This window comes from Serratia sp. TSA_198.1 (assembly GCF_052686505.1).
The window spans coordinates 132,720-155,704 of sequence record NZ_JBQZFP010000008.1 but is presented as its reverse complement, the minus strand read 5'-3'; the positions used below and the strand labels follow the sequence as shown (position 1 = coordinate 155,704).

The window sequence follows — 22,985 nt, the reverse complement described above, 5'->3', positions numbered from 1 at the left end:
CACTCGCCCTTACTGAAGTCATAAAAAGCTTGTCGAATGTCTCAGGGCGTGAAGCGGACGTTTTCTTTGAGCCAGAACTGCCAAATTTCTATCAGTATCAAAACCATTAAACTGTGTGTGCCGCAAAGCGGTTTTCAGGTAATCCGGGACTGAGATCAGATTTAGCTTTGAGCAATGCACCGTCATATTCAGACAGCGCAGTGAGTCCCACTGTAGCCGTGGTGCAATAGAGACGGGTAAAACCCTCACCGGCGAGTGTCGGACAGGTGCTCTGGATTCCAGGTGACGTCAGAATAACGTCTGTGGTCCCATCCGGGCGGTAACGGACAACACGGTTCCCCCCCCATTCAGCATTCCATAGATAGCCCATCTCATCCACGCAGGAGCCGTCAGGCGCGCCGCTGCCTTCGCTTTCGGCGAACACGCGCTGGTTCTGCAGCGAGGGGTAATCACAGCACATTATCCGACCCTGCATCGAGTCACAGTAATAGAGCGTGCCGCCATCGGGGCTGAAACAGATGCTGTTCGGTATAGCGACATCGGGCAGTGCAAGCATCTCAACAGTCAGCGTTGCCGCGTTGAGTCGATGAAACTTACCGATGACTTTAACGGGATAACCGTCATCCATCGTCCCGAAGACAAAATTACCGGCACGGTCACATCGTCCATCACCTATGCGGGTGCCGGTGCCTCCCGGTGAAGCGGCCACTGGGGTAATTAACCCGCTGTTGAGATCATAGAAAGCCAGCCTTGACGCGAATCCCATCAGCAGAATGTGACTTTGTTCAGTCAGTGCAAAGGAGCCGAGGCGTTCAGGCAGCGACCAGCGCATCACAGCATCATTGCCTTCTTCTATGGCGAGCAGTTCACTGGCTTCAATGTCAGTCCAGTAGAGCCTGCGGGTTCTTTCACACCACAGCGGGCACTCTCCGAGCGTATTCCTGACCTCAGCTGCAATTGAAAACATGATAATCCTCCGGATATAAAAGGTCGTACTGCACGAGGGCAAAAGTGGATAACGCAGTTACTGCAGAAAACGTGCAGAGAGCCGATCGCCGAAAAGCATGACGGCAAGTCCGATCAGCATGACAACCATTCCCCCCAGCCTGAGTAACGAAACCGGACGCCGCACAGCGCCCAGCAAGCCAAAATGGTCAATCATCTGCGAGGAAAGTAACTGTCCGACAATCGCCAGCCCGAGCAGAGCTGAAAACCCGATTTTCGGCGCAAGCACGACATAGCTGAACAGGGCACATGCGCCTATCATTCCGCCCGCCAGACTCCAGAGGGGTTGCGACGGGATCGCCGCTAGCGATGTCATCAACCCACCCCGCAGCAGCGCGTAAATCCCCAGACTGAACGCGCCCGCCGTAAATGAAAACAGCGCCGCAGTGACCGGGTCGCCGCCCAGTCCCTTTGCCAGCTGGCTGTTCAGGGTCGTCTGCAGGGTGATCCCCAGACCTGCGGCAAAAGCGATTACGTAATAGATCATGCCCATGCTTTTCACCCTGGTCAGTCGGCCTGCACCAGCGGCAGGAAGGTGTCAGCAAAAATGTCAGGCTGGTAGCCAGAGGCTGCAAAAAGGTGCTCACGCGACTCATCAATCGCCGCACGTAGTCGCGCGCTGTCTACGCCCAGCACCTTACCGTTCTGTTTAACGATGCGTCCGCCGATCATGACGGTGTCGATGTTGCTGCGCTCGGCGGCATGAACCACCGTGCCAAAGGCATTGCCGGACGGGTAAAGATTGAGATCACTGACGCTAATCAGCACCAGGTCGGCTTGTTTGCCTGGCGTCAGGCTGCCCACTTTGTCCTGCAGCCCTGCACAGGCAGCGCCATCAAGAGTCGCGGCTTTAAGGAGTTGCGCCGCCGGAAGCGTTTTCAGCGCATGTTCAGAATCGCAGCACTGCTGCTGATGCATGCCCATCACGCGCTGCAGGTAAAAGGCGACGCGCATCTCCATAAACATATCGGTGCTGTACGACGTTTCATTGTCTACGCTCAGGCCAGGGTTGATGCCATGACGCTGCGCGGCCTCAATGGCGAACATCCCGCTTTCGATGCCATAGTGCGAATCTGAGCGCGGGCAGACATTCACCCGGACACCGGCCTCCCGTAGAATTTTCCATCCCCGGTCGGGCAGCGCCGTGCAGTGATTGAAAATATTGTCCGGACCCAGCAGCCCTTGCTGATGCAGCGACTCAAGTTCAGACCCCATCTCAGCGCCAAAGAACTCAGTGACAATCGACAGTCCCAGCCTGCGGGCCTCGGCCCACAACTCCGGCTCCAGCTGGGCCATGACGGCGAGAGAGACCAGGCTTTCAGGGTTGTCGGTGAAATACTTATCCTGCAGACGCTGCCAGTTTCCCGGCCAGTGGGCTTTATCCCATTCGCCAGCTACCGGTGCGCCGGAAGCATGAATGGCACGAATGCCGGTATCAAGCAGGGCCTCCACGGCGGCATCGGAATGCGCTGCGGTTCGGCTGTTGTGCGAGTTATCGATCATCATGGTGATGCCCGCGTCAATAGCGCCCAGCGCCGTCAGCAGGTTGCCAACATAGATATCGGCAGGACGGTAATATTTAGCGAAGGAGAAGTGCGTGGCGTTGCTGTAGTCGTCCAGGCAGGTGGCGTTTGGGTTAATGCGGCGCAGCTGTCCTTCCCATGCGTGACGATGAGAATCGACCATTCCCGGCATGGCGATCATGTTGGTGGCATCAATGACATGCGCACCCTGCACATCAAGGTTCTGGCCCACGGCGGTAATCGTTGAGCCGTTGATGAGAATATCGCCGCGCTCAATGTTACCGACGTTCCCGTCCATGCTCAGTATCGTCGCGCCACGAATCAACGTAGCCCGTGAAGTGACATTCTGATTGTTAACAATATTTCGGATGTAGTCGGTCATTAAACCTGCCTCTTTCCTGATTAATGGGGAAACGATACGCCACGTCATTAGCCTAAAAAAGATGCTTAAAACGTTTTCATAATTCATAATTCGCGAATAATCAGACTCACTTTTACCCAGGAGCAGGACGATGGATCGGATTCAGGCTATGCAGGTCTTTATAAGAGTTGCTGAAGCCGGAAGCTTTGTGCGCGCGGCAGAGACACTGTCACTGCCAGCTTCCACCGTCACCAGCACGATTAAAAATCTGGAGAGATACCTGCAGGTGCGTCTGCTTAACCGGACGACGAGGCGGGTCAGACTCACTCCTGAAGGCCTGCAGTATCTTGCGCAGTGCCGGGAAATCCTTTCACTGATTGAACACACGGAATCCAGCCTGACCGATTCCGTCAGGCGGCCCCAGGGGCGACTGCGGATAGATATGCCCGGTGGGATCGCCCATTTTATCGTCATGCCGAATCTGAAAGATTTTTACCGGCTCTATCCGGATATTTATCTGATGATTGGCGTCAGCGACCGGCAGGTTGATCTTGTTCAGGAGGGTGTGGATTGCGTCATCAGAACCGGGGAATTAACCGACTCCACGCTGGTTGCCCGTCCCCTTGGCCGGTTTCGCTGGGTGACCTGTGCCTCGCCGGACTATCTCAGGGAGTACGGTATCCCTGAGATGCCGGAAGCGTTGTCGCAGCATCGTGCGATCCATTATTTCTCCGGTTCGGGAAGACGGACCAATGAACTGCGTTTTACGCGTGGCACTGAGATGCTTTCCGTTCCGGTAGAAGGAGACGCAGCCGTTAACGAAACGGGACTCTATATCAGACTGTGTCTTGAGGGTTTTGGGCTGGCGCAGCTTGCTGAGAATGTGATTTCGGAGAATCTGCAGCAAGGCAAGCTGGTCGAGGTTCTGGCGGACTGGCAGCCACCTTCAGTGCCGGTGACGATGCTCTATCCGCATCAGCGTTTTCTCTCTCCCGCAGTGCGTGCTTTTGCTGACTGGGTCGCCGGGCTTTTTAACGATGGCGCAGGTCAAAAACGGTCTTCTCTGTAAAAGGTCGCCTTAAGTAGCAGGAATATTTATCGGAACGATAATGGAGAGTATCCACAGCAGGAGAACAGAGCGCTCTCCTGCAGTGTCAGCAAATTCAGCCCGGCTGCTGTGCCGGTTCCAGGTGTGCATTTCGTCCGGCAGCCATTCCTGTGCAGGCACCAGCGACCGCGATTGCTGCGGTCATCAGTAATGGCAATGTCCAGCCTCCGGACAACTCCTGTACTTTGCCCAGCAACAGCGGACCCATCGCCGCCATCAGATAACCGACGCTCTGCGCCATGCCTGACAGCGCGGCGGCGTCACCGGCATTTTTGGTACGTAGCCCGATGAAGGTCAGGCCCAGCATCATACTGGCACCCGAGCCGAAGCCGAGAAGAGCAGCCCACAACATCGCCAGATTTGGCAGGTATAGGATGCCGATAAAGGACGCAGCGGTTAACAGGCTGACGCCGGCAGCGGCTGCTTTCTGATCGTTGAGGCGATGCAGCGTGGCCGCCAGAATCAGGCCGGGAATAGCTGTGGTCAGCTGAAGAATGCCGTGTACTTCACCGGCCTGGGCTGAGGAGAGTCCACTGTCCGTTAGAATGGCGGGTAGCCAGCCGACAGCAACATAAAACGGCATCGCATTCAGGCCCATAAACAAGGTGACCTGCCATGCCAGAGGCGAGCGCCAGACCGCGACGGTCGCCGCTTTTTTCTCACCCTCTCCTGGCAACTGATGCTTCATCTTTAACTGGGGCAACCATAAAAGCAACGCAAGCAGCGGTGCAATAACCAGCATGGCTAACGCGATGTTCCAGCCCCAGCCCTGCGTCAGAGGAATGACAATGGCTGAACCAATAGCACCAGCCGCGCCCATGGTGATGGAATATGCCCCCGTCACGGAAGCCACGTTGCCAGAAAAGTCACGTTTGATAAGGCCAGGCAGCAGGACATTGCCGAGGGCAATCCCGATACCTATCAATATGGTTCCGCCATAAAGCGCCCAGACACTGCCTGCGGAGCGAAGCAGGATGCCCGCTGAAATCACGGCCAAGGCACCAAAAAGGGTGCGTTCAAGACCGTACTTGTGTGAGATGGATGCGCTCAGCGGTGAAAAGGCGGCAAAGGCCAGCAAAGGCAGCGAGTTAAGCAACCCAACGGCAGTAATACTTAGCCCAAAATCATGGCGAATAGACTCTAAAACGGGTGCGATAGCGGTAAAAGGAACACGCAGGTTGATAGCTATAAAAAGGATGCCGGTCACAAGTATGATTGAAGACCACTTGTTCGTAGTGTGGGACATAAATTTTGCTTTCTCTGGTAAAAAGAAAGACTTTAAAGGACGCATGAGTTACAGAATATAGATAATCTGACAACATATAACTAAATCATGCCAGTTAATAAAAAACCGGTGACCTCACCGGATGAGTTTAATGCCGATGCTTTCAGTCAGGCTGCTATCGCGCTGCATGTATCATCGTCAGGCGAGTATGCAGGTCAGAGTCCGCACTCTCACCGTAAGGGACAACTTATTATCTCTTTGCGCGGTGCAGTGAGCTGTGAGGTTGAGGATGCGCTGTGGCTTGTTCCACCGGGACATGCTGTCTGGGTTCCGGGTAAAATTCCCCACAGTTGCCGGGTCACGAAGAATGCAGATACCTGCTTTTTGTTCATCGAACCCGGCGCGGCAGCGATGCCGGAAATCTGCTGTACCCTGGCGATGACTTCTCTGGTCCGCGAGCTTGTTCTGTATCTGGCAGAGCAGGGACAGGCTTATTCTCCTGACAGTAAAACTGCCAGGCTCGCAGCGGTGCTGCTGGAGCATATTCCGGATGTGCCGGTTGAAGCGCTCCATCTTCCCGTATCCGATCATCCTAAAATCCGGAATATGGCGGAGGCACTTTTTAATGAGCCTGATGATCGGCGAACGTTAAAGCAGTGGGCTGCACATCTGGTCACCAGCGAACGATCGCTGGCCAGGCTGATAAAAGAGGCGACAGGAATGAGCTTTGGTCGCTGGCGTCAACAACTGCATTTGATGATTGCCCTGAGCCATCTGGCTGAAGGTCAGTCCGTGCAGCGTGTAGCCGGAACGCTGGGATATGATTCGGTCAGCGCGTTTATTACGATGTTCAGAAAAGCGCTGGGTAAATCACCGACGCAATATTTTTCGTCTCTAAACTAATGCAAAACAACACAAACCGAATTTTTATAAAGAACGTCAACGTCCGCTGTTTGCTCACAGCGGACCTTATGGCTTTGCTTTCTGTCCGCTCCGTGCCAATAGCGGACATAAAAGAAATTGCGATACCTTGAGTGGTGAAAAGCCGTTTCCGCTCAGTTTTTAATGTTGAGAGCGGCCTCCTACAGTGAATCCAGCAAATGCTAAAGGAACATTCACTCATTTACTGTATTAACGCCTCTTGCTGGTCGCTGACGCATAGCGCCCGGCGGATATCCATTGATGCGCTTAAAAGCTCTGCTAAACGCTGCCTGTGAGGCATAGCCGAGGCGAAGAGCAACGGTGTCAATTGAGATCTTATCGTGAATAATCCAGTGACCTGCGATGCGCATTCGCACCTCCCTTGCATAGCGCAGGGGAGGTATGCCGATGATTGATTTGAAGCGTTCAGCAAAAACAGAACGTGACACATGTGACTGTGCAGCAAGTTCAGCAACAGACCACTCCCGACCCGTATCGCGATGAATGGCCAGAATTGCACGGGCGAGTCGTGGATCACGTAACGCAGCGATCAGGCCAGCTGCGTTCTCGCTGCCGTTTTCGATCCATCCACGCACAATCATGGCAGCCGCCACTTCTGCGAGGCGGGCCAGAATGCCCGCGAAGCCAGCGCGTCCGGAACAGATTTCAAATTTCATCGCGCCCAGAATGGGAACCAGCCCCGGATAGATCTGTTCATTTGCCTCAACCACTATGGCTTGCGGCATCAGTTTACCAAGACCCTGCATTCCACCGAGATCGAACTCCATACAGCCATAAAACAGAACCGTGCTGGGTGTCGGATGCGAACTCGGGCAAGTATTGATTCCGCTGACGGCCTCGCCTAAAGGAGCAGAGCCTAACGTGTCGATATGTTGAAATGAACAGCTGACATCCGATACAAGCTGGTGATCCTCACCCTGCGGCATGAATACCATGCTGCCAGCTTTCAGTTCGTGCAATGTACCATCGTGTGTGCGAAGCAGAGCAGTACCTACAGCGATGTAATGAAAATAGGCATGTCCCGGTCTGTTGCTAAAACCCACGCCAAACTCAGAGCCAGTCTGTAAACGGCGATACTGCACGCCACGCAGGCGCATTTCCAGCAGCAATTCACTGATGAGCTCGGATGTAAGGGCAAAATGTCTGTTCACATGCATAATCGGAGTTTCGGGTAAAAAATCAGGATGTAGCATCATAGATCGTCCAGCGACTCAACTCTAGACTAGGCGTTATAATTTTTCTCCAGGTAGAGTGTGTTATGAGAAATGAAGCAACTGAAGCTGTATCCGCGAGTTTGAATAGTTCGGAACCCAAAGAATCCGCATGGATGGCCGTTATTTCACTGACTATGGGTGTGTTTGGCTTGCTGACTGCAGAATATCTTCCTGCCAGCCTGTTGACCCCCATGGCTGCCGATCTCGGTGTGACCGAAGCTCTAGCTGGTCAGGCTGTGACGGTAACGGCTGTGGTGGCCCTGTTTGCTGGTCTGATGGTTCCCCGCCTGACGCGTAATTATGATCGCCGAAATGTTTTGCTTGGTTTTACCGTGCTGATGATTGCCTCCAACCTGCTGGTCGCACTTTCATCCAGTCTGGCTGTTCTGTTAGTCATGCGCATTTTGCTGGGCATCGCGCTGGGAGGCTTCTGGAGTATGGCTGCTGCCGTCGCTATGCGGCTGGTCCCTGCTAAAAGCGTCCCGCGCGCTCTCTCCATTATTTTTAGCGGTATTGCTGTCGGTACCGTGGTTTCGATCCCGCTGGGGAGCTATTTGGGTGGGCTTTATGGCTGGCGTAGTGCTTTTATCGCTGCAACCGCAGTAGGCGTGCTGACACTGATTTTTCAGCTGTTTACCCTTCCTGGAATGGCTCCGCGTAGAATGATGATAACAGCCTCTGTCATGGATTTACTCCGTCGCCCAGGCATTGCGATGGGTATGACGGGGTGTGTGATTGCCCATACCGGTCAGTATGCGCTGTTTACCTATATTCGTCCGGCTCTCGAAAATATTGCCCAACTTGATGTGGATCGTTTGTCTTTGATACTGCTTGGATTTGGCATCGCTAATTTTATCGGTACGCTGCTAACCGGGTGGCTGATGGAGAGAAGCCTGCGTCTCACACTGATACTCATGCCAGCGCTTGTCGGTTTCGCGGCATTAAGCATGATTTTGCTGCCACTAGAGGAAAAAGGATTGGTGTTGTTCGTCGCGTTGTGGGGGATGGCATTTGGTGGCGTACCCGTTGCGTGGTCAAATTGGGTAGCGCGTTCCGTTCCCGATCAGGCTGAAACCGCTGGCGGCATGGTAGTCGCAGCAGTTCAGTCCTCAATTGCGGCGGGTGCTGCGTTGGGAGGATTACTCTTTGGTATCAGCGGCGTAACAGGTGTTTTCATCACCGCTGGTTGCATAATGTTTTTTGCCACGCTCGTTATTGGACTAAAGGTGAGGGTCGCTCTGACCTGACCACTTCCCCTGTAAGAAAGTTTCAATGAAGGCCAGCTGAACCAGGTGGCTGGCCTGAAAAAAACAGCGAGATTTCCTCCTCCTTTTCCGCTCTATTTGTTATCCGCTAGTCGTTGTCAGCAGATCTTCAGCGTCAAGTGTTTGTCTGCTGTGTGCCAGAAGCGGATGTTACTTCTTGCATATTTCAATTTTCTTCTCCCCACAGCGGTGTATCTCCTAACGCTTTAGCAATAAAATCAACAAAGCTGCGAACCTTGAAAGGAATACGGATCGCGCTGGGATAAACAGCCTGAATAGTAAGTTCAGTCGTCCGGTATGCTGGCAGCAGCTTTATCAGCTTGCCCTGCTTAATATGCTCGCCAAAAACAAAGTTGGGCCCGTAAGCAATGCCTGTTCCGGCCAGTACGGATTCAAGAAGCAACTGAATGTTATTGGCAGTCATACGGCATGGGCCTTCAATACTGTGCGGCCTGCCTTGTGCATCATAAATCGTCCAGTCTCCCGCTGAAACCGCCTGGCTGAACGCCAGTCGAGGCGCACGGGAAAGATCATCCGGCGTCTCTGGTGTGCCATGTTTTTTCAAATACTCCGGTGAAGCGCACAAAACCATCCTGCAAGGTGCCAGCCGCCGCGTAACCAGTGTCGGATCCTCAAAACGCCCAACTCGGATGGCAACATCGATTCGATTTTCGAGCAGATCGGCGTATTTATCCTCCAGTACAACGTCCAGACTGACCTCCGGAAATTGCTCCAGGTAGCGTGATACGATCCTACCAAGATGCATTGCACCGAAGGCGACCGGTGCTGCAACGCGAAGCAACCCCTTCGGTGTTTTCTGAACATCACTGGCTTCCCGGTTCGCATCCTCAAGAACCTCAAGAATAACTTTGCAACGTTCATAATACCGCTCACCGGCATCCGTCAGGCTAAGACGGCGTGTTGAACGCTGAAGAAGTCGTACATTTAGATCAGATTCTATAGCGCTGACATGCTTTCCTGCCATTGCAGCCGAAAGCTTAAAACGTCTCGCGGCGGCGGCGAAACTGCCTTCATCCACTGCCGCGATAAAAATCTGCATGCTGGTGAACCTGTCCATAACTTACCACCATTCGATAATCAGAGTATCGGCTGTCGACACAATTACGCTGATTATCATCACTCATGACAGCAATTACCATTACCTTAATGACATGAAGAGGCATGAGACGATGAAAATTAAGGTGAATGGAACGGGTATCCACATTGAGCAACAGGGCAGCGGTGAAATTGCACTGGTATTTTTGCATTATTATGGCGGTTCATCCCGTACATGGGAGAGCGTGATAAGTCAGTTACCTGACCACTACCGCACAGTTGCAATCGACCACCGGGGCTGGGGGGGCTCAGACGCACCTAAATCAGGATACCGAATTGGTGACCTTGCTCGGGATGCCGAAGGGGTTATTTCAGCGCTTGAGCTTAAACGCTACATTCTTATTGGCCATTCGATGGGGGGAAAAGTTGCCCAACTGATGGCGTCGCGTCGGCCTGCAGGTCTTGAAGGCCTGATGCTTATCGCTCCCTCTCCACCTTCACCTATGCGTCTCACGCCTGAGCAGCGCGATACGTTATCCAGCGCATATAACAGCCGCGAATCTGTCGGCTTTGTGATTGATAATGTCCTGACAGCGGGGGCACTAAGTTCTGCTCTGCGTGAACAGGTAATCGAGGACAGTTTGAGGGCCTCATCCGAGGCCAAAGAAGGCTGGCCTAATACGGCTATCGGCGAAGACATTACCCAGGAAGTGGCCTCAATTAATGTCCCTGTGACGGTCATTTCAGGGGAGTTGGATCGTGTAGACCTTCCGGCTACTCTGCAAAGAGAATTGCTGCCCCTTATTTCACATGCATCAATGTATATTATTCCAGACGTCGGACATCTCTTGCCTCTGGAGGCCCCTACAGAGGTCGCCAGCCACCTGTTAAAATTTACAGCCGCCATTGAAGGGGGGACAGCAGTCTACCATTCGCCTGTCGAAACGATAGCCGCGTTTGATGATGCTTTCAATGCAGGCAGGGTTGATGACCTGCTGGCTCTGTTCAGTAACCGTGCCACTATGAAAATGACTGATGGTGTGGTCATCGAAAGCGATCCTGAAAAGCTTCGGGACACTTTTTTGTCACTGACATCATCCCAGCCAGTTATCAGAAACCATATCCGCTCGATCCTCTCCGCCGGTGAAATTGCTCTGCTTATTATTGACTGGACTTTGACCATAACCACCAAGGATAGAACACTGCACGAAGAGTCCGGTACAGCAACGCAGGTGTTGTTGCGAAGCGTTGACGGAGGTTGGCGGCTGCTGATTTCAAATCCATCAGGAACGTAGTGAGTTCAGTAAGAATAGCTTGCGCTAGCAATATCGCGTGGCTGCAGAGAGGTAAGTGACATCCGCCACCACCCGCATGCCGTTTTAAGGCATGCGGTAATAACGATGAGCGCAAGATTGCTGTTATGTCTTGCTGCTTTCGGAGCGCCTGCTTTTCGCTCAGAGCGGACTGTGAGTCCTACAGCTGTCTGCTTCGTACCAGAAGCGGATATAAAGGCTCTATACCAACGCCTCGAATTCAGTGAGCGAGATCTGGTAGCGTTTGACTGCTTCTGAAAAGGCTTGTACGGCATCGGCATTCGATACCATGTATTCTTCAGTAACTCCGGTTTGAGACTGAAAAGTAATATTCCCATAAATACAGATAGGGATTTGATAGTTGTCTTTAAATCGGCGGTCTGGTGAACCATTCTTGTTCGTTTTAGCCCATGTATGCCCAGCTACACTGGTATCACTCGGTACGCCCTCCTCCTCATGGAATCCTCGATGTTCTGCACTAATTTGTAATTCGCGTAAGTCAATCAGAGCGAATGCACCATCGGCACGTGGTATGACAGCAACACCAGGGTAAAGCAAAATATCGTCACCATTAACATTTTCAAACCGCATCGCTCTTCCTGTAAACTGAATGAGATCAGTTGAACTGAAATCGAAGGTAACAGGATGACGATTAACAGATCGCGTGGCTAACGTCCTTTCGGCAAATTGGTCTGTAGCCTTATCCGCAGTAATATCCCATTTTTTTACGCTTGACTTCAATACGTCGAATGCACGAACCATTGCGGCATAGGCTCGCTGCGAGGCATCACTGCTTTCGAAAGTGATCGCAATTTTAGTGTTGTCTTCCCAAGATACGAGGCGAGCTATTTCTGCTTGGGTTTGGGGAAGTTCTGTCTCAAGTTCCGCAATACGGCGCTTGTAAAACCAACGGAACAGGCTTGATTTACGTCGAACCAATTCGCTCTTTTGTTTTGACTCTTCTGCAATTGCTTCTTGTAAATCAGCTTTTACCTCTGCTCTTTGCTCTCGTGCTTTGGCAATCAAATCTCGTAAAGGTAAAAGGGATGTGCTTGTCAGAACTTCAACAGAAGCGCTGGAAATTTCATTCATGCCGGCTTGGGGCATGTAAATTTTGGCGTTTGAAGGAATGTTATTTGGCATTACCTTAGGTATCTCGAAATGAGATTCTGTAGCGGACGGATTTAGTGAATTGGTAACTGGGCGCTTATCTTCGTAAGGCAAGTTAGGTGTTGTATACGATAAACCAGAGCCAGGTAATCCTACTGTGCCTCTAATTCCTTTTTGTCCAACATTGACTGTTGCACCCGGCACACCAATGCTCGCGCTTATTCCACGCTTACCAATATTGAGGCGTACGCCGGGGAAAAGAGTAAATGTTTGTCTTAAGCGGAGAGACATAAGGTAATCCTTGTGTGGTAATACATGCCAAAGTTCGAAGTTTTCTTTATATGAACATCAAGCCGATACAGAAGCCGAATCCTTAGCCCATCCCCGTACTGTCTTAAGCTGTTGATTATTACTTCAGAGAAATACAGCGATAAGCTTGCTTCTTCATGAGTGATTTTCACACTCCACTGGCTAAATTTCCATAGAAGTTATGTTGATGATAACCAAAGGTAACTTGTGGCAAGTATTGTTATAGTTATTAATACCTATGAATAATTGCCAGAAATTTCTGCGCGCTACCATGAAAGATGCTCTCTGCCTACATTCCCTATACGCCACTTAAGGTGGCCTCTATGGGGAGCAGGTCACGTCCGCTTCACGCCCTGAGACATTCGACAAGCTTTTCATGACCTAAGCCTGGTTGAAGCATCAACGGCTAAAATTTTCATAATCCAATAAAGACTTCTTTGCTGCCTTTCTGAGCTTCCCATAGCACCCTGTGTGGATTCAATCCATGCAGGAGTGCAGGCCATGAAAATCAGCACGTTGCTGACGTTGTTCCCTCTGCTGATGCCGGCATCGGTGTTTGCCGGCACGGTACTTTATACCGATTCCCACCATCCCCCGAGTAACGTCGATGCCTCGGTCTCCGTTATTTATCTTGACGGTCCTGAACAGCTACAGGCGCAGACGTTTGGAGAGCTGTCGTCGAACCTGGATGAAGCCGAGCGCCAGGCTAAAGCCGTGCTGCAGTCACCGCAATGGCAGGCTCATGAACAGGAGCTGGCCACGGTTTACCGCGCGGTGGTCCGTGCCTGGGAACTGGGCGTTACAAAAGTACCGGCCGTCGTGTTTGATGATAGGGATGTGGTGTATGGCACGGCTGACGTAGCCCAGGCAACGGCACTGCGCGCCCAGTCACAAGGGGGGCAGTGATATGCAACGACCCCCTTTGATGCCCCCGGAACAACCTCGCCTTACCCTTAAATCCCTCAGTGTGGCCATTATGTTATCCGCGGCCAGCGTGCCGGCAGCGAACGCTGCGCTCAACAGCGCGCAGATTGTCGCGAGTGCTGTATCGCAGGCTTGTATCAGCTGGCGTGTCAGCGGCATTTGTTATTGGCTGCTGTGCACGCCGTTTGGCTGCAAGGTGCGGACTTCCGTCAAAGTAACCCACTTTATCCCGGAAGCCGTAGTGTCGGCGTACAACACCCAGGGAGGTAATCCCTGGCGTGAAATGTCGATGTTGAGCCAGTCTGCCGGCGGGCTGGAAAGCAGTATCACCAGCGCGCTGAGTGGCGTGTCTGCCGGCGGTGGTAACAACGAGCTGAAAACCCCCGGGGAACGTAAAACCAACCTCCACTTCAAATATGCCGATGCCATTGGTCATCCGGCAACGTCCCTGATTGGCGGCAGCATTGCCGGCTATTCGTGCCGCAGCGCGGCGACCCCTTTTGTACCGTATTTCCTCAGCACGCTGGACAGCCTGGCGTGGCGTACCGGTATTCCCGAATCCCTCTACCCGGAGGCATTGGTGCCGGGGATGCGTGAGGTTGGCAGTCAGGCGGCCGCGAATATGTGGGGCAACGTCTATCCCCGCTCGGGGTTTGTGACCCAGGTCGATGACGACAAGGCCGGTGCCCTGGTAGCGCAGCGGGTGGCGGACATCATCACCCGTTCTGGCCAGCCCCACGTCTATCAACCCCTGATGGGCCAGCGCTCTGAGGGGTACTGGCCTCCAGGCGCTGTGACGGAGAACACCGGTACCAGCAACCACAAGTGGCAACGTCTGGCGCCGCAGCTCAGCCAGTCTTGTGCAGTGTTTCCGGACGGTGACCATCCGCCGGCAGCGGATGCGAACGCTGCCTTTGCCTTGTGGCAACCCTACAGCTGCTGCCAGCGCCGCGGGCAGCGTTTCCTCTCCAGCACGGACTTTTGAGGCATGAACGATGAATAACACGATGAATAAACGCACTTTCCGAGGCCGGCGCAGCCTGCTGTCTCTGTGTGTTGTCAGCAGTCTGATGCTGGTCGGCATGAACGCGCACGCTGACGACAATGATGACAACGGTACCTTGTTTGGCATTTCGTTGCCCCAGGTGAATGACAGCAATATCGGTTACGGGAAGAGCGCCAGCGGCGCGGTCTCGGACAAGCTGTTTTATTCCCTGGGCGGTGGCTCGGTGATCTCACAGCCGGCGACACGCGGCAACATGCAACGCCTGGGCATGAACCTGGGCTGGAGCTCGGATTTGATGTGCGGCAACTTCGACCTGAAGACCACCATTGGCAACCAGCTCAATGGGGTGACGGACGGTTTCAAGAACCTGATGGGTAGCGTTATCCAGGGGGCTACTGGCGCGGTGGCCAGTTTACCGGCGATGGCTATCCAGCGCGCCAACCCGGGACTGTATGAAATGCTGACTAACGGAGTGCTGCAGGGCGGCGTCGCGTTCGACAAGGCGCAGTTGAACTGTCAGAACCTCTCGAAGCGCATGATGGACATGGCGGATACCGGCGGCTGGAGCCAGGCGGCAGCGATGGAAGAAGCCAAGAGTCTGGTCAATAACGGGGATGCGGATGCGGTGCGTTCAATGAACGCGACGGAGAAGGTGACCGGGCAATCGGGGCAGACCTGGATCGGCGGTCAGAAGCGAGGTGGCTCCGGTCAGCCGGCCATCAAGCCAACGCACGACCTGGCAGCTGCCGGCTACAACATGATGAATGCGCTGCCCGTCATCAGTACCTCCAGCGTGTCTGGCAGCAACTGCACTGGCGGCGCCTGTGCCAAATATGCCAGCAGCGAAGAAGCGGCCGCTGCAGTGGTCAAGGTGTTGGGGGATTCCTCGCTGCGTACCTGTAAGGATGCGGCGCAATGTACCAGTGGTGAAGGCAGTGAGCAACCAGGCAGTACCGTGGCCGGCACCGGCTTTGCGCCGATGCTGGAAGAGGCGACGAAGGAGAATAACGAGCAGTTGACCAAACTGGTCAACGGGGCAGAGAAACCCACCTCGGCCAACCTGGCCAAACTCAAAACAGGCAGCCTGGCGGTGACCGCCGGGGTTATCAAGGCGCTGCAGCGTGACCCTGATAATGCTGCCCTGGTAGGCCGTCTGGCCAGCGAACTGGCAATGGCGGACACCATTGAAACGGCCTTCATTATGCGTCGCATGATCACTACCGGCATGTCCGAGCCCAATGCCTCCGCACAGAAAGTGGCGATGGAAGAGGGCGATCGGCGTATCGAGGCGCTGGATCGCGAGATCACTGCGCTGAAGAATGAAATGGAAATGAAACGCGAGATTTCCCGTAACGCGGTGCTGACCATCATCGATCGCGAGAACAACCGTGCGGAAACCAACCCGCAGCGCCAATCGGTTGACAGCCCGGACACCAAGTTCAACCAGCTGGCCGTACCGGAAACCGACCAGTAATCGTGGGGAGGCATCAATGACTGGAACAGAGAAACAAGGTATGTCGCCCCGCAGGGGCGGCCGACTCGGTCACCGGGCAAAGCGTGTCCTGCAGATGCTGGGCATGCTTGTGATTGCGATGATAGTGGCGCTGGGCATGGCCCACTGGGGTGTCAATCACCCAGGAGAGAGTGCCGCGCTGCGTGACTGGGTGCACAGCACCCGTTATGGCTGGCTGAGCTGGCGCCTGGCGCTTTACGCCGTGCTGACCTGGGGATTCTGGAAAATCTGGCACGCACCGGGCTGCAAGCCAGAATTCCGGCAACCGCTCAAACGTATGGCCATTGCGTGCGCTGTATTTGCCCTGGCGTGTGAATACAGCCTCTTTGGCGGAGGGCTGACCTTATGATGACCAACAGCTATCTGGAGTATTTCCTGACGCTGCTCGGCTGGCTGATTAACAACGGCCTGTGGGAGCTGCTGGTCAGTACGGGGCTGTTTGTGCTGCCTCTGCTGTTCAAGGTAGCGGCCATCTGGCTGAAGGTCCGGGAGGAAGGTGAGGATGAGGGCAACAAAGGGATGCTGTCCCTGCCGCGCATCGAGAACTTGCTCTACGGCGCGTTCTTCGTGATGCTTGCCTGCTGCCTGCCGCTGATGAATGTCAGCCTGGATACCATCAAATATGACAGCAGTCGGGCGGCAACCTGCGGTACCTGGACACCCAAAAAGCCGGATGAAACCGGGTACGCCAATATCATGTCGAGTATGAACGGCCAAACGGCGAAGGTGCCGGTGTGGTGGTTGGTAGTGCATAAGCTGTCGAAGGGGATCACCTCGGCGGCCGTGGCCACCATTCCGTGCCGGCCGGATCTGCGGCAGGTCCGCTTTGAGGTCCAGCACAGTCGGGTCAACAACCCAGCACTGGCAAAGGAGCTGCAGGACTTCACTAACGACTGCTACGCGCTGGCGCTGTATACCTGGCAGAACCGCGACCAGGGGCAAACGACCGACAAAACCACGTTGCGTGATATCGAGTGGCTGGGGTCGAAAACCTTCCTGAATGGTGGCTACTACAACAATCTGCAGTCGAAAACGCCGCGCGCCAGTTTCCCGTGGAATGAAGGGCGGGACAGCGGTCGGCCAAACACCGGACGGGGTGGGTACCCGACCTGCAGCGAGTGGTGGTCAGCCGGCGAGACGGGCCTGGAGGCCAGGGTAGTGAAGCAGGTCGATCCGGGCGTAATGCTGCGGATGTCGGCCGCGCTGAAGATGATGGGGCAGCCGGATGCGGACTATAAAGAGGCGGTGGTGCGCCGCCTGGTCAGCCCGGATAACCTGACGGTCTCCCAGGGCGGACGGGCGTATGCCGGCTATGGCGGTAATGCTGACTTTACCCTGGACAACTCGGTTAACCGTATTGCCTCGATGGGTGGGAGCGCACTGGGGAGCCTGGCGGCGTATCCGGCGTTTGATGCTATGCGTCAGGCGCTGCCGATGGTGCAGGCGGTGCTGTTGATGGCGGTGTACATCATGGTGCCACTCATCTTGGCATTCGCAGCCTATGAGTATAAGACGGTGATCACGGTGACATTCGTGGTGTTTGCGCTGAACTTTTTGACCTTCTGGTGGGAGCTGGCGCGCTGGCTGGACAGCTGGCTGCTGGAAGCACTATACGGCTCGGATACACACAGTCGTTGGAATGTAGCCGGGTTCCAAAACAGCACGGATGACCTGATTATGAACCTAGTAATGGGGTGCATGTTTATCGTGTTACCGGCGGTATGGTTAGGGGCACTTTCTTGGGCGGGGATTAGTATGGGGCATGCACTTGGCCAGGCTATCAGCACAGGAACTCAAGATTCAAAAGCTGCAGGTAGTCAGTTGGGAAGTGCAGCGGGAAGTGCTATTACACAGCAAGCCAGTAAATGAAAAAATAAGGCTGGATTGTATATCCGGCTTAATCATTCTGGTGCCAAGTCTGCCTATCATATGTGTTTTTATAAGGTTCATTTTCCCATGAAAAACGTTCGTAACTGTTTTTCTTTAGTCTTGTCTGACTTGTTGCACCAGTTGTTTGTCGTAAAGCATTCTGAATGATTGAAGCTACTGCCCAAAGAGCAATAATACAACCCAAGCTGGCTAAACTGACAATGGCATATGTCGATAACAGAGCGACAAGCACTACACCCAAAAATACAATAGGAATGTGTCCTATCCAAGAGGGAAGGTTTCTCTCCTGAACCTTCCCTACGCATACATTGTCCCAATGTTTCATTGCAGATGACAGGCGTTTCCAAGCCTTGGCGACATTTCTCCCGCGTTGGTAGGCTCGTTCATGATTTGATTGTTCCATTACCCCCCCTAAATGCCAAAGGAATATGTTTATTTCGCCCACTATAGTCGAAATAACAACCAATTGCTATTTGTCGGCTACCACTGACAACAGTTGTCCAGGTTGGTTTTTCTGTGTCTGATGACTACCTCAGGCTTAGTAAAGTATTCTGTTCCCCGAGAGATGATTTTGTTTCTAAATCATCTCTCGGAAGATACTGTTTTCATCCTTGTACGCATATGGACATGTTCAGAAATGCCATACCACGCCGGCATTCATACCGTTATCCTGATAATTCTGAGATAACAAACCGGTGTAGTTGAGGGATACGGCAACCGATTTTGTGACGTTGATTTCTGCCCCCGCCTTCATCACCATGCCGTCGCGTGAGGCTGCGACCGTGGCGGTATTGAAGGTGGCGTCAGTGCCGGCAAAGCGCAAGCCGACTTCGCGCTCAGTTGCGTTGTACTGATGCTGCCAACCCAGTTCACCACGCAGGGTAACGGCGCTGTCTTTACCGGTACTCCAGCGTTTGTCCGCACGCATACCCAGGGTGGATAATGTTGCGCTGGTGCTCTGGCTGTCTGCTTTCAACGCGGCGGCACCGCCATTTTCCGTCATATCATCGCTACGGTAATTCACCCACGCCAGATTGGCGAACGGCTCCAGATTGAACCAGGTATTGTCCAGACGGTAACCCGCTTCTGCGAAGATCTGGCCTGTTCCCGCGTTATAGCGTGCCTTGGCGTTATCGGACTGGCCGTAATACCCGATACCCCGGGAGGTTTCAATCCGGTGCCAGGTATAGGCGGTACCCGCGCGCAGATTCAGGTTGTCATAGGTTTTGCCGGCATAGACAGCCAAATGGTAGTTATCACTGTCGGCAGATGCGCCGTCTCCGTGCAAAGAGGTGCGGGTGTAACCGGTGGCCAGGCCCAGACGCCAACGATCGGCCAGCTCATTATCCGCACCGAGCAATACCCCAAAGGTAGAGTCGTGGAAGCCCGTGGCATTATCATTGCCGCTGGCGTGCTCCCAGTTGCCCAGCAAACTGACCCATGCGCCGTCCTCGTCTTGTTTGATGTCGCTGTTGTCCGCTGCACCCTGAGTCTGGCGCAAACGGCCGTTAAGCGTATCCCGAACATAACGGCTGTTATTCACCAGCGCGGAGGCGATATCCGCGTGTATCTGCCCGGACAATTGACGATAGGCTTGCCGCGCCAGTTCCGCAGAAGGGGCTATCAACAAGCTTTGATACACGGGGTGATCAGCCGGTAAGCGTTCAATTGCCGTCGCGAGGTTACGTTGATTGGCCGTGACGGCGACATCCGCAAAACGGGTGGCGTTACGTTGTAAACCCAATGAGAGGCTAGTGGCCTGATAGACCAGATCGGGCGTTAAAAACAGCCCTGCGTCAGCAGAGCCAAATTGCCCCGTAATACCTTGCGCGGCAGTAAGCAGGGTATTACGCTGTGCCAGGATATTGCCGGCGGAGGATGTTGAAGCCAGCAGGTTTTGCCCCGCTTGCGGCACCACGGCAATCTCGCCGCCGTTCAGTATCGCCTGGCCATTGACCTGCAGCAAATCGCTGCGACCAGCCTCAATTTCAGCCAGATAACGGGAGCCATTTCCCAGCGTCAGATCGTTATCAATCGTCAAGGTACCGATAGAATTACCGGGTGCCACCGAGCCTCCTTGATTGGCCGTCAGCGTGCCGATATGCCCACTGCCGCCTACCAGCCCGCCATCGCGCACCACAGTAGCGCCGGCGGCTTTACCGTTGGCGATAAAGCGCCCGTCAGCCGTGACATCGCTGGTTAATGTGCCGGTGTTGGTCAGTTGCAACACAGCGCCTTTGGCAATCCGCGTCTGGCCGGTGTAATCATTATTCCCGCTGAGCGTTTGGCTACCGCCCGCAATTGTCAGGCCGCCTTTATAGTGCGTTCCGTCAGGATTACTGAGGTCAGTGTCTGTGATACGGCCCGAGAAATTATCCTTCGCCTGGCTTAACACCAGCGTTCTGTCCCCCAGCGTGACCACGCCATTGCCGCTTAAGCTGCGGAGAGTGACGTTGTTCATGCTGTCTGGAACGCCCCACAGCGGATTAAAATTACCGTGTTCGGTGATGTCAAACCAACCGTTATTTTCCAGCGATGCAGAGTGGGCGAGACTGCCGGGGCCGGCAAGGTATAACACCGCGCCTTTATTCACCCGGGTCACGCCGGTATAGGTGTTCATGCCGGTCATGTTGACCACCACATCCGGCATGAGCGTTAAGTCGCCGGCGCCGGAGATGGCGCCCGCCAACCCAAGATAACCTTTTCCTCCATTAGGGTCACTCGAGGGATCGCCGGCAGGGGCACTCATCAGATTTCCCATTTGCCTGGTCACGCGGTTAAGGTGCAATCCGCTGCCGTTGGCATCGGTAGAGAAATTATCGGCATTGACGACGAAAGGAGTAAACGCCGTGAGCTGATTTTGCAAATCATACATCACTGAATATTGAGTGAAAAAACCTATACCCATCGTGATGTTCCAGGTTTCGGTGTCAGTGCTGTCACGATCGATAACCAGGCGATCATCACTGCCTCCCTGCAGAGTGATCCCGTTGCCGACTTTCTGCCCATTGGCATCGACAGGCTGAAGCGTCAGAGCTGTCACCGACGTGTTGTTTTCGCCATCCTTGTCAAATTTCACGCCATTCTGTTCGAGGATGTCGCCAAATTTTTTGCTGTCTATCGTTGCGTGAGTAGGATTACCCGTATCGAATAAAATTGCACCGCTCAGCGCCTCTGCGGGAAGTTCAACGGTGCTAGACTGACCATTGATATTGAGTGTGAAGGCGTATTTGAAGCGGCCTTCATGTTGCGATGACGCCGGTGCGCCAGAGTTGGGGAAATGGGTTATGTCGCCTTCACTGCGCGTCGGTGCCCAAGGGACCAGGGTATCAAACTGCGCCCGCAGGCTGGGCGTCAAATTGAGGATGGCACAAGGTGCGCAACCCGGTGAAAGCGTTGTTCCATTATCATTGGCATTGTCATTACCGGCGACGATAAAACCGGTTTTCGTGATGGTGCTAAAGGGGCTGCCGCCGTTGGGATTGCCTTTTGCATCCGTAAAAAGAAAATCCCCTACGCCAAAGGTGCCGTAGAAGTGCTTTTCTTCTGTCGGTCTTCCTGAAATTATGTTTTTTTCCGCACCCAGATCAATATAGTAAGGTTTCCCCTCTATGACTTTAAACGGCTTTTGATCTGCTTGCTGGGGATGGTCGAGCAACAGATGTTCAACCTGACCAATGACGTAGCCTTTATTATTGCTGTCGGGCGTCGCCACCGGTATCGGGGTGGCATCATTGGTGTAATAGGTCAGGTCCGTTATTTGCTTGCGCTGTAACCAATATCCGCCCCAGCCCTTGTTGCCATAGAGGTATTCGTATGCCTGATTCACATTCGGCCAGCGCGAGGTATCTTGCTGCCCAAGAACGGCGTTGAACTGATCCGAACCCGTATCAAAGATATATTTTTGCGCGGGGCCACCGTTGACGCCGACATTAATGGTTAGGCGATTATCCAAATGCCCCAAGGGAATAGTTACTGGGGCTGGAGCCCCTAAAGCAGAAGGTGAGTAATATGAAAACAATAATGAACTGACGAATAAGCTTATTGGTTTTAGTTTTGTTAACATAGTCATGTCCCAGATGGATAATTTTCTAGAATGAAAAAGTAAAATTGTTTTTTAAAATCTAGTTGTTAATTGCATTAAGTCAAGTTGATATGTGAATTTAATTTGTTTTTGTTGGTTATGCGGAATATGTGATTCTTAGGGTGTATGTCACGCATAACCATTTGAATTTTATGTTTATTATTTTCAATAAACTAAAGTGTTTTTATTAAGTTAAGGTAGTCTTGATGTAATAAATGAAATTTCATAATCATGTCCAGGGTATTGGCCAATCATTCGCTGTGAAAATTCTTTCTTTGTGATTTTATGGCGATAAGTATCATGCAATAAAATAAGAAACTCGTCTGATTTTTCAGTGGTATCAATCGGAATGCGTTTGTAATTATGATCGGATTTTATTTGGCTTAACAACTTGTTGAACCAGTCATTAAACGGCTTGTCGTCAAGTGCGGAAATAACCTGAGGTTCGTTGGTATTGGTACAGCCCTGAATTATTGAAAAAGAAAGCGCAAGGAGCAAAGAGCCTATTAATTTAAGTTTACTGTTTTTCATTTTTTAATTCCTCCTGTGTCGATTATCTTACTGAAAGTTGACTATCCACACTGTTTATAACCAATGTGAGGGTATTATTGTATGACTATTTCATCAAAAAAACATTGCGTTAATGTTCCTGGGGCATGAATACCTTGAGCCCATTTTAATACGTTGGATTTTTCGTCTTGTTCTACCATCCCCCCCCAGACATCAATAAATTCTTTGTTCTTAAAGAAAAAAACGCCAGGCTCAGAGGTTTTTGTTGAGGCGAAAATAGCTAGCCATTCTTTGTCGGCTAAAACTTCGGATACATCAATTTGTTTTGAGCTGACTTTTTCAGTCAGTACCTTTTGTACCAGACCTTGGTAAAGGCTCTTGTTCTCCGCATTAATTTTTAGCTTTAAACTCGCACAGTCGACAGTGGCTGACGCTATGTTTACTACAAAAAATAATGGGAGGGAAAAAAATAATGACACTTTTTTCATAATGATATCACTGGGTTAGAGTTTAGTGAAAGTGAGTATAGAACATAATGCCCCATCAAGTGCAAAAAAAAATAACCATTTGAATACAAATGCTATTTTGTGATTTTTGACTATACCCCTTATATGTTAAGGGTAATGC

20 protein-coding genes are annotated in these 22,985 nt (G+C 52.7%); 9 read left to right on the top strand and 11 right to left on the bottom strand.

Going from position 1 to position 22,985, the window contains the following annotated elements; all coding sequences use genetic code 11:
* Nucleotides 1-106: 106 nt before the first annotated feature.
* From ACUTSW_RS23320 to ACUTSW_RS23310, 3 genes are read right to left on the bottom strand one after another with little or no spacing between them, the layout of a single operon-like run.
* Nucleotides 107-967, bottom strand: a complete 861-nt coding sequence (locus ACUTSW_RS23320; protein WP_004958559.1) for an SMP-30/gluconolactonase/LRE family protein — start codon at nucleotides 965-967, stop codon at nucleotides 107-109.
* A gap of 57 nt (nucleotides 968-1,024) precedes the next feature.
* On the bottom strand, nucleotides 1,025-1,498 hold the full coding sequence (locus ACUTSW_RS23315) for a DMT family transporter (RefSeq protein WP_004958554.1): 474 nt from the start codon (nucleotides 1,496-1,498) through the stop codon (nucleotides 1,025-1,027).
* 14 nt (nucleotides 1,499-1,512) lie between these two features.
* On the bottom strand, nucleotides 1,513-2,910 hold the full coding sequence (locus tag ACUTSW_RS23310; protein WP_039991723.1) for an amidohydrolase family protein: 1,398 nt from the start codon (nucleotides 2,908-2,910) through the stop codon (nucleotides 1,513-1,515).
* 130 nt (nucleotides 2,911-3,040) lie between these two features.
* Here ACUTSW_RS23310 and ACUTSW_RS23305 point away from each other — a divergent pair, with 130 nt between their 5' ends.
* Nucleotides 3,041-3,958, top strand: a complete 918-nt coding sequence (locus ACUTSW_RS23305; RefSeq protein ID WP_004958547.1) for a LysR family transcriptional regulator — start codon at nucleotides 3,041-3,043, stop codon at nucleotides 3,956-3,958.
* Between the two features lie 94 nt (nucleotides 3,959-4,052).
* Here ACUTSW_RS23305 and ACUTSW_RS23300 read toward each other — a convergent pair whose 3' ends face one another.
* Nucleotides 4,053-5,243, bottom strand: a complete 1,191-nt coding sequence (locus ACUTSW_RS23300; protein ID WP_039991721.1) for an MFS transporter — start codon at nucleotides 5,241-5,243, stop codon at nucleotides 4,053-4,055.
* A gap of 87 nt (nucleotides 5,244-5,330) precedes the next feature.
* On the opposite strand from ACUTSW_RS23300, the gene ACUTSW_RS23295 reads away from it, so the two are divergent.
* Nucleotides 5,331-6,125, top strand: a complete 795-nt coding sequence (locus tag ACUTSW_RS23295) for an AraC family transcriptional regulator (RefSeq protein ID WP_004958543.1) — start codon at nucleotides 5,331-5,333, stop codon at nucleotides 6,123-6,125.
* Nucleotides 6,126-6,337: 212 nt separating this feature from the next.
* On the opposite strand, the gene ACUTSW_RS23290 is transcribed toward ACUTSW_RS23295, so the two are convergent.
* Entirely contained in the window at nucleotides 6,338-7,360 is a 1,023-nt protein-coding gene (locus ACUTSW_RS23290) for an AraC family transcriptional regulator (protein WP_004958612.1), read from the bottom strand.
* A gap of 62 nt (nucleotides 7,361-7,422) precedes the next feature.
* Here ACUTSW_RS23290 and ACUTSW_RS23285 point away from each other — a divergent pair, with 62 nt between their 5' ends.
* A complete protein-coding gene (locus ACUTSW_RS23285) occupies nucleotides 7,423-8,625 on the top strand; it encodes an MFS transporter (RefSeq protein WP_041417645.1) in 1,203 nt (400 codons plus the stop codon).
* 184 nt (nucleotides 8,626-8,809) lie between these two features.
* On the opposite strand, the gene ACUTSW_RS23280 is transcribed toward ACUTSW_RS23285, so the two are convergent.
* Nucleotides 8,810-9,703: a LysR family transcriptional regulator gene (locus tag ACUTSW_RS23280; protein ID WP_004958616.1), complete on the bottom strand. Its 894-nt coding sequence runs from the start codon at nucleotides 9,701-9,703 to the stop codon at nucleotides 8,810-8,812.
* Between ACUTSW_RS23280 and ACUTSW_RS23275 the strand changes: the two genes are divergently transcribed.
* The gene (locus tag ACUTSW_RS23275; RefSeq protein WP_004958618.1) at nucleotides 9,702-10,994 is read left to right on the top strand and encodes an alpha/beta fold hydrolase; all 1,293 of its coding nucleotides are present in this window, start codon (nucleotides 9,702-9,704) and stop codon (nucleotides 10,992-10,994) included. The genes ACUTSW_RS23280 and ACUTSW_RS23275 overlap by 2 nt on opposite strands.
* Nucleotides 10,995-11,213: 219 nt before the next feature.
* On the opposite strand, the gene ACUTSW_RS23270 is transcribed toward ACUTSW_RS23275, so the two are convergent.
* Nucleotides 11,214-12,413 carry a DUF4236 domain-containing protein gene (locus ACUTSW_RS23270; RefSeq protein WP_445585469.1) on the bottom strand — a complete coding sequence of 400 codons (1,200 nt, stop codon included), beginning with the start codon at nucleotides 12,411-12,413 and terminating at the stop codon, nucleotides 11,214-11,216.
* Nucleotides 12,414-12,932: 519 nt separating this feature from the next.
* Between ACUTSW_RS23270 and ACUTSW_RS23265 the strand changes: the two genes are divergently transcribed.
* Genes ACUTSW_RS23265 through ACUTSW_RS23245 form a run of 5 tightly spaced genes read left to right on the top strand, consistent with a single transcriptional unit; the run spans nucleotide 12,933 to nucleotide 17,743 of the window.
* The gene (locus ACUTSW_RS23265; protein ID WP_445585468.1) at nucleotides 12,933-13,337 is read left to right on the top strand and encodes a TIGR03757 family integrating conjugative element protein; all 405 of its coding nucleotides are present in this window, start codon (nucleotides 12,933-12,935) and stop codon (nucleotides 13,335-13,337) included.
* A 1-nt stretch (nucleotide 13,338) separates the two neighbouring features.
* The gene (locus ACUTSW_RS23260; RefSeq protein ID WP_445585467.1) at nucleotides 13,339-14,340 is read left to right on the top strand and encodes a TIGR03756 family integrating conjugative element protein; all 1,002 of its coding nucleotides are present in this window, start codon (nucleotides 13,339-13,341) and stop codon (nucleotides 14,338-14,340) included.
* A 10-nt stretch (nucleotides 14,341-14,350) separates the two neighbouring features.
* Nucleotides 14,351-15,835, top strand: coding sequence for an integrating conjugative element protein (locus ACUTSW_RS23255; RefSeq protein WP_445585466.1), 1,485 nt, complete (start codon nucleotides 14,351-14,353; stop codon nucleotides 15,833-15,835).
* Between the two features lie 16 nt (nucleotides 15,836-15,851).
* Nucleotides 15,852-16,223, top strand: a complete 372-nt coding sequence (locus tag ACUTSW_RS23250) for a hypothetical protein (RefSeq protein ID WP_445585465.1) — start codon at nucleotides 15,852-15,854, stop codon at nucleotides 16,221-16,223.
* Entirely contained in the window at nucleotides 16,220-17,743 is a 1,524-nt protein-coding gene (locus ACUTSW_RS23245) for a conjugal transfer protein TraG N-terminal domain-containing protein (protein WP_445585464.1), read from the top strand. The genes ACUTSW_RS23250 and ACUTSW_RS23245 overlap by 4 nt, the downstream gene beginning before the upstream one ends.
* A 28-nt stretch (nucleotides 17,744-17,771) precedes the next feature.
* Here ACUTSW_RS23245 and ACUTSW_RS23240 read toward each other — a convergent pair whose 3' ends face one another.
* The 4 genes from ACUTSW_RS23240 to ACUTSW_RS23225 all read right to left on the bottom strand — a co-directional run bounded on the left by ACUTSW_RS23240 (nucleotide 17,772) and on the right by ACUTSW_RS23225 (nucleotide 22,846).
* Nucleotides 17,772-18,167, bottom strand: coding sequence for an MFS transporter (locus ACUTSW_RS23240; RefSeq protein WP_142591083.1), 396 nt, complete (start codon nucleotides 18,165-18,167; stop codon nucleotides 17,772-17,774).
* Nucleotides 18,168-18,395: 228 nt separating this feature from the next.
* On the bottom strand, nucleotides 18,396-21,719 hold the full coding sequence (locus ACUTSW_RS23235) for an autotransporter outer membrane beta-barrel domain-containing protein (RefSeq protein ID WP_445585463.1): 3,324 nt from the start codon (nucleotides 21,717-21,719) through the stop codon (nucleotides 18,396-18,398).
* 321 nt (nucleotides 21,720-22,040) lie between these two features.
* A complete protein-coding gene (locus ACUTSW_RS23230) occupies nucleotides 22,041-22,379 on the bottom strand; it encodes a hypothetical protein (protein ID WP_260629174.1) in 339 nt (112 codons plus the stop codon).
* 74 nt (nucleotides 22,380-22,453) lie between these two features.
* Nucleotides 22,454-22,846, bottom strand: a complete 393-nt coding sequence (locus tag ACUTSW_RS23225; protein WP_260629173.1) for a hypothetical protein — start codon at nucleotides 22,844-22,846, stop codon at nucleotides 22,454-22,456.
* Nucleotides 22,847-22,985: the final 139 nt, after the last annotated feature.

Coding starts and splice junctions, on each gene's coding strand:
- ACUTSW_RS23320 (WP_004958559.1), bottom strand. CDS start 967: ATGTTTTCAATTGCAGCTGAGGTCAGGAATACGCTCGGAGAGTGCCCG.
- ACUTSW_RS23315 (WP_004958554.1), bottom strand. CDS start 1,498: ATGGGCATGATCTATTACGTAATCGCTTTTGCCGCAGGTCTGGGGATC.
- ACUTSW_RS23310 (WP_039991723.1), bottom strand. CDS start 2,910: ATGACCGACTACATCCGAAATATTGTTAACAATCAGAATGTCACTTCA.
- ACUTSW_RS23305 (WP_004958547.1), top strand. CDS start 3,041: ATGGATCGGATTCAGGCTATGCAGGTCTTTATAAGAGTTGCTGAAGCC.
- ACUTSW_RS23300 (WP_039991721.1), bottom strand. CDS start 5,243: ATGTCCCACACTACGAACAAGTGGTCTTCAATCATACTTGTGACCGGC.
- ACUTSW_RS23295 (WP_004958543.1), top strand. CDS start 5,331: ATGCCAGTTAATAAAAAACCGGTGACCTCACCGGATGAGTTTAATGCC.
- ACUTSW_RS23290 (WP_004958612.1), bottom strand. CDS start 7,360: ATGATGCTACATCCTGATTTTTTACCCGAAACTCCGATTATGCATGTG.
- ACUTSW_RS23285 (WP_041417645.1), top strand. CDS start 7,423: ATGAGAAATGAAGCAACTGAAGCTGTATCCGCGAGTTTGAATAGTTCG.
- ACUTSW_RS23275 (WP_004958618.1), top strand. CDS start 9,702: ATGCTGGTGAACCTGTCCATAACTTACCACCATTCGATAATCAGAGTA.
- ACUTSW_RS23280 (WP_004958616.1), bottom strand. CDS start 9,703: ATGCAGATTTTTATCGCGGCAGTGGATGAAGGCAGTTTCGCCGCCGCC.
- ACUTSW_RS23270 (WP_445585469.1), bottom strand. CDS start 12,413: ATGTCTCTCCGCTTAAGACAAACATTTACTCTTTTCCCCGGCGTACGC.
- ACUTSW_RS23265 (WP_445585468.1), top strand. CDS start 12,933: ATGAAAATCAGCACGTTGCTGACGTTGTTCCCTCTGCTGATGCCGGCA.
- ACUTSW_RS23260 (WP_445585467.1), top strand. CDS start 13,339: ATGCAACGACCCCCTTTGATGCCCCCGGAACAACCTCGCCTTACCCTT.
- ACUTSW_RS23255 (WP_445585466.1), top strand. CDS start 14,351: ATGAATAACACGATGAATAAACGCACTTTCCGAGGCCGGCGCAGCCTG.
- ACUTSW_RS23250 (WP_445585465.1), top strand. CDS start 15,852: ATGACTGGAACAGAGAAACAAGGTATGTCGCCCCGCAGGGGCGGCCGA.
- ACUTSW_RS23245 (WP_445585464.1), top strand. CDS start 16,220: ATGATGACCAACAGCTATCTGGAGTATTTCCTGACGCTGCTCGGCTGG.
- ACUTSW_RS23240 (WP_142591083.1), bottom strand. CDS start 18,167: ATGGAACAATCAAATCATGAACGAGCCTACCAACGCGGGAGAAATGTC.
- ACUTSW_RS23230 (WP_260629174.1), bottom strand. CDS start 22,379: ATGAAAAACAGTAAACTTAAATTAATAGGCTCTTTGCTCCTTGCGCTT.
- ACUTSW_RS23225 (WP_260629173.1), bottom strand. CDS start 22,846: ATGAAAAAAGTGTCATTATTTTTTTCCCTCCCATTATTTTTTGTAGTA.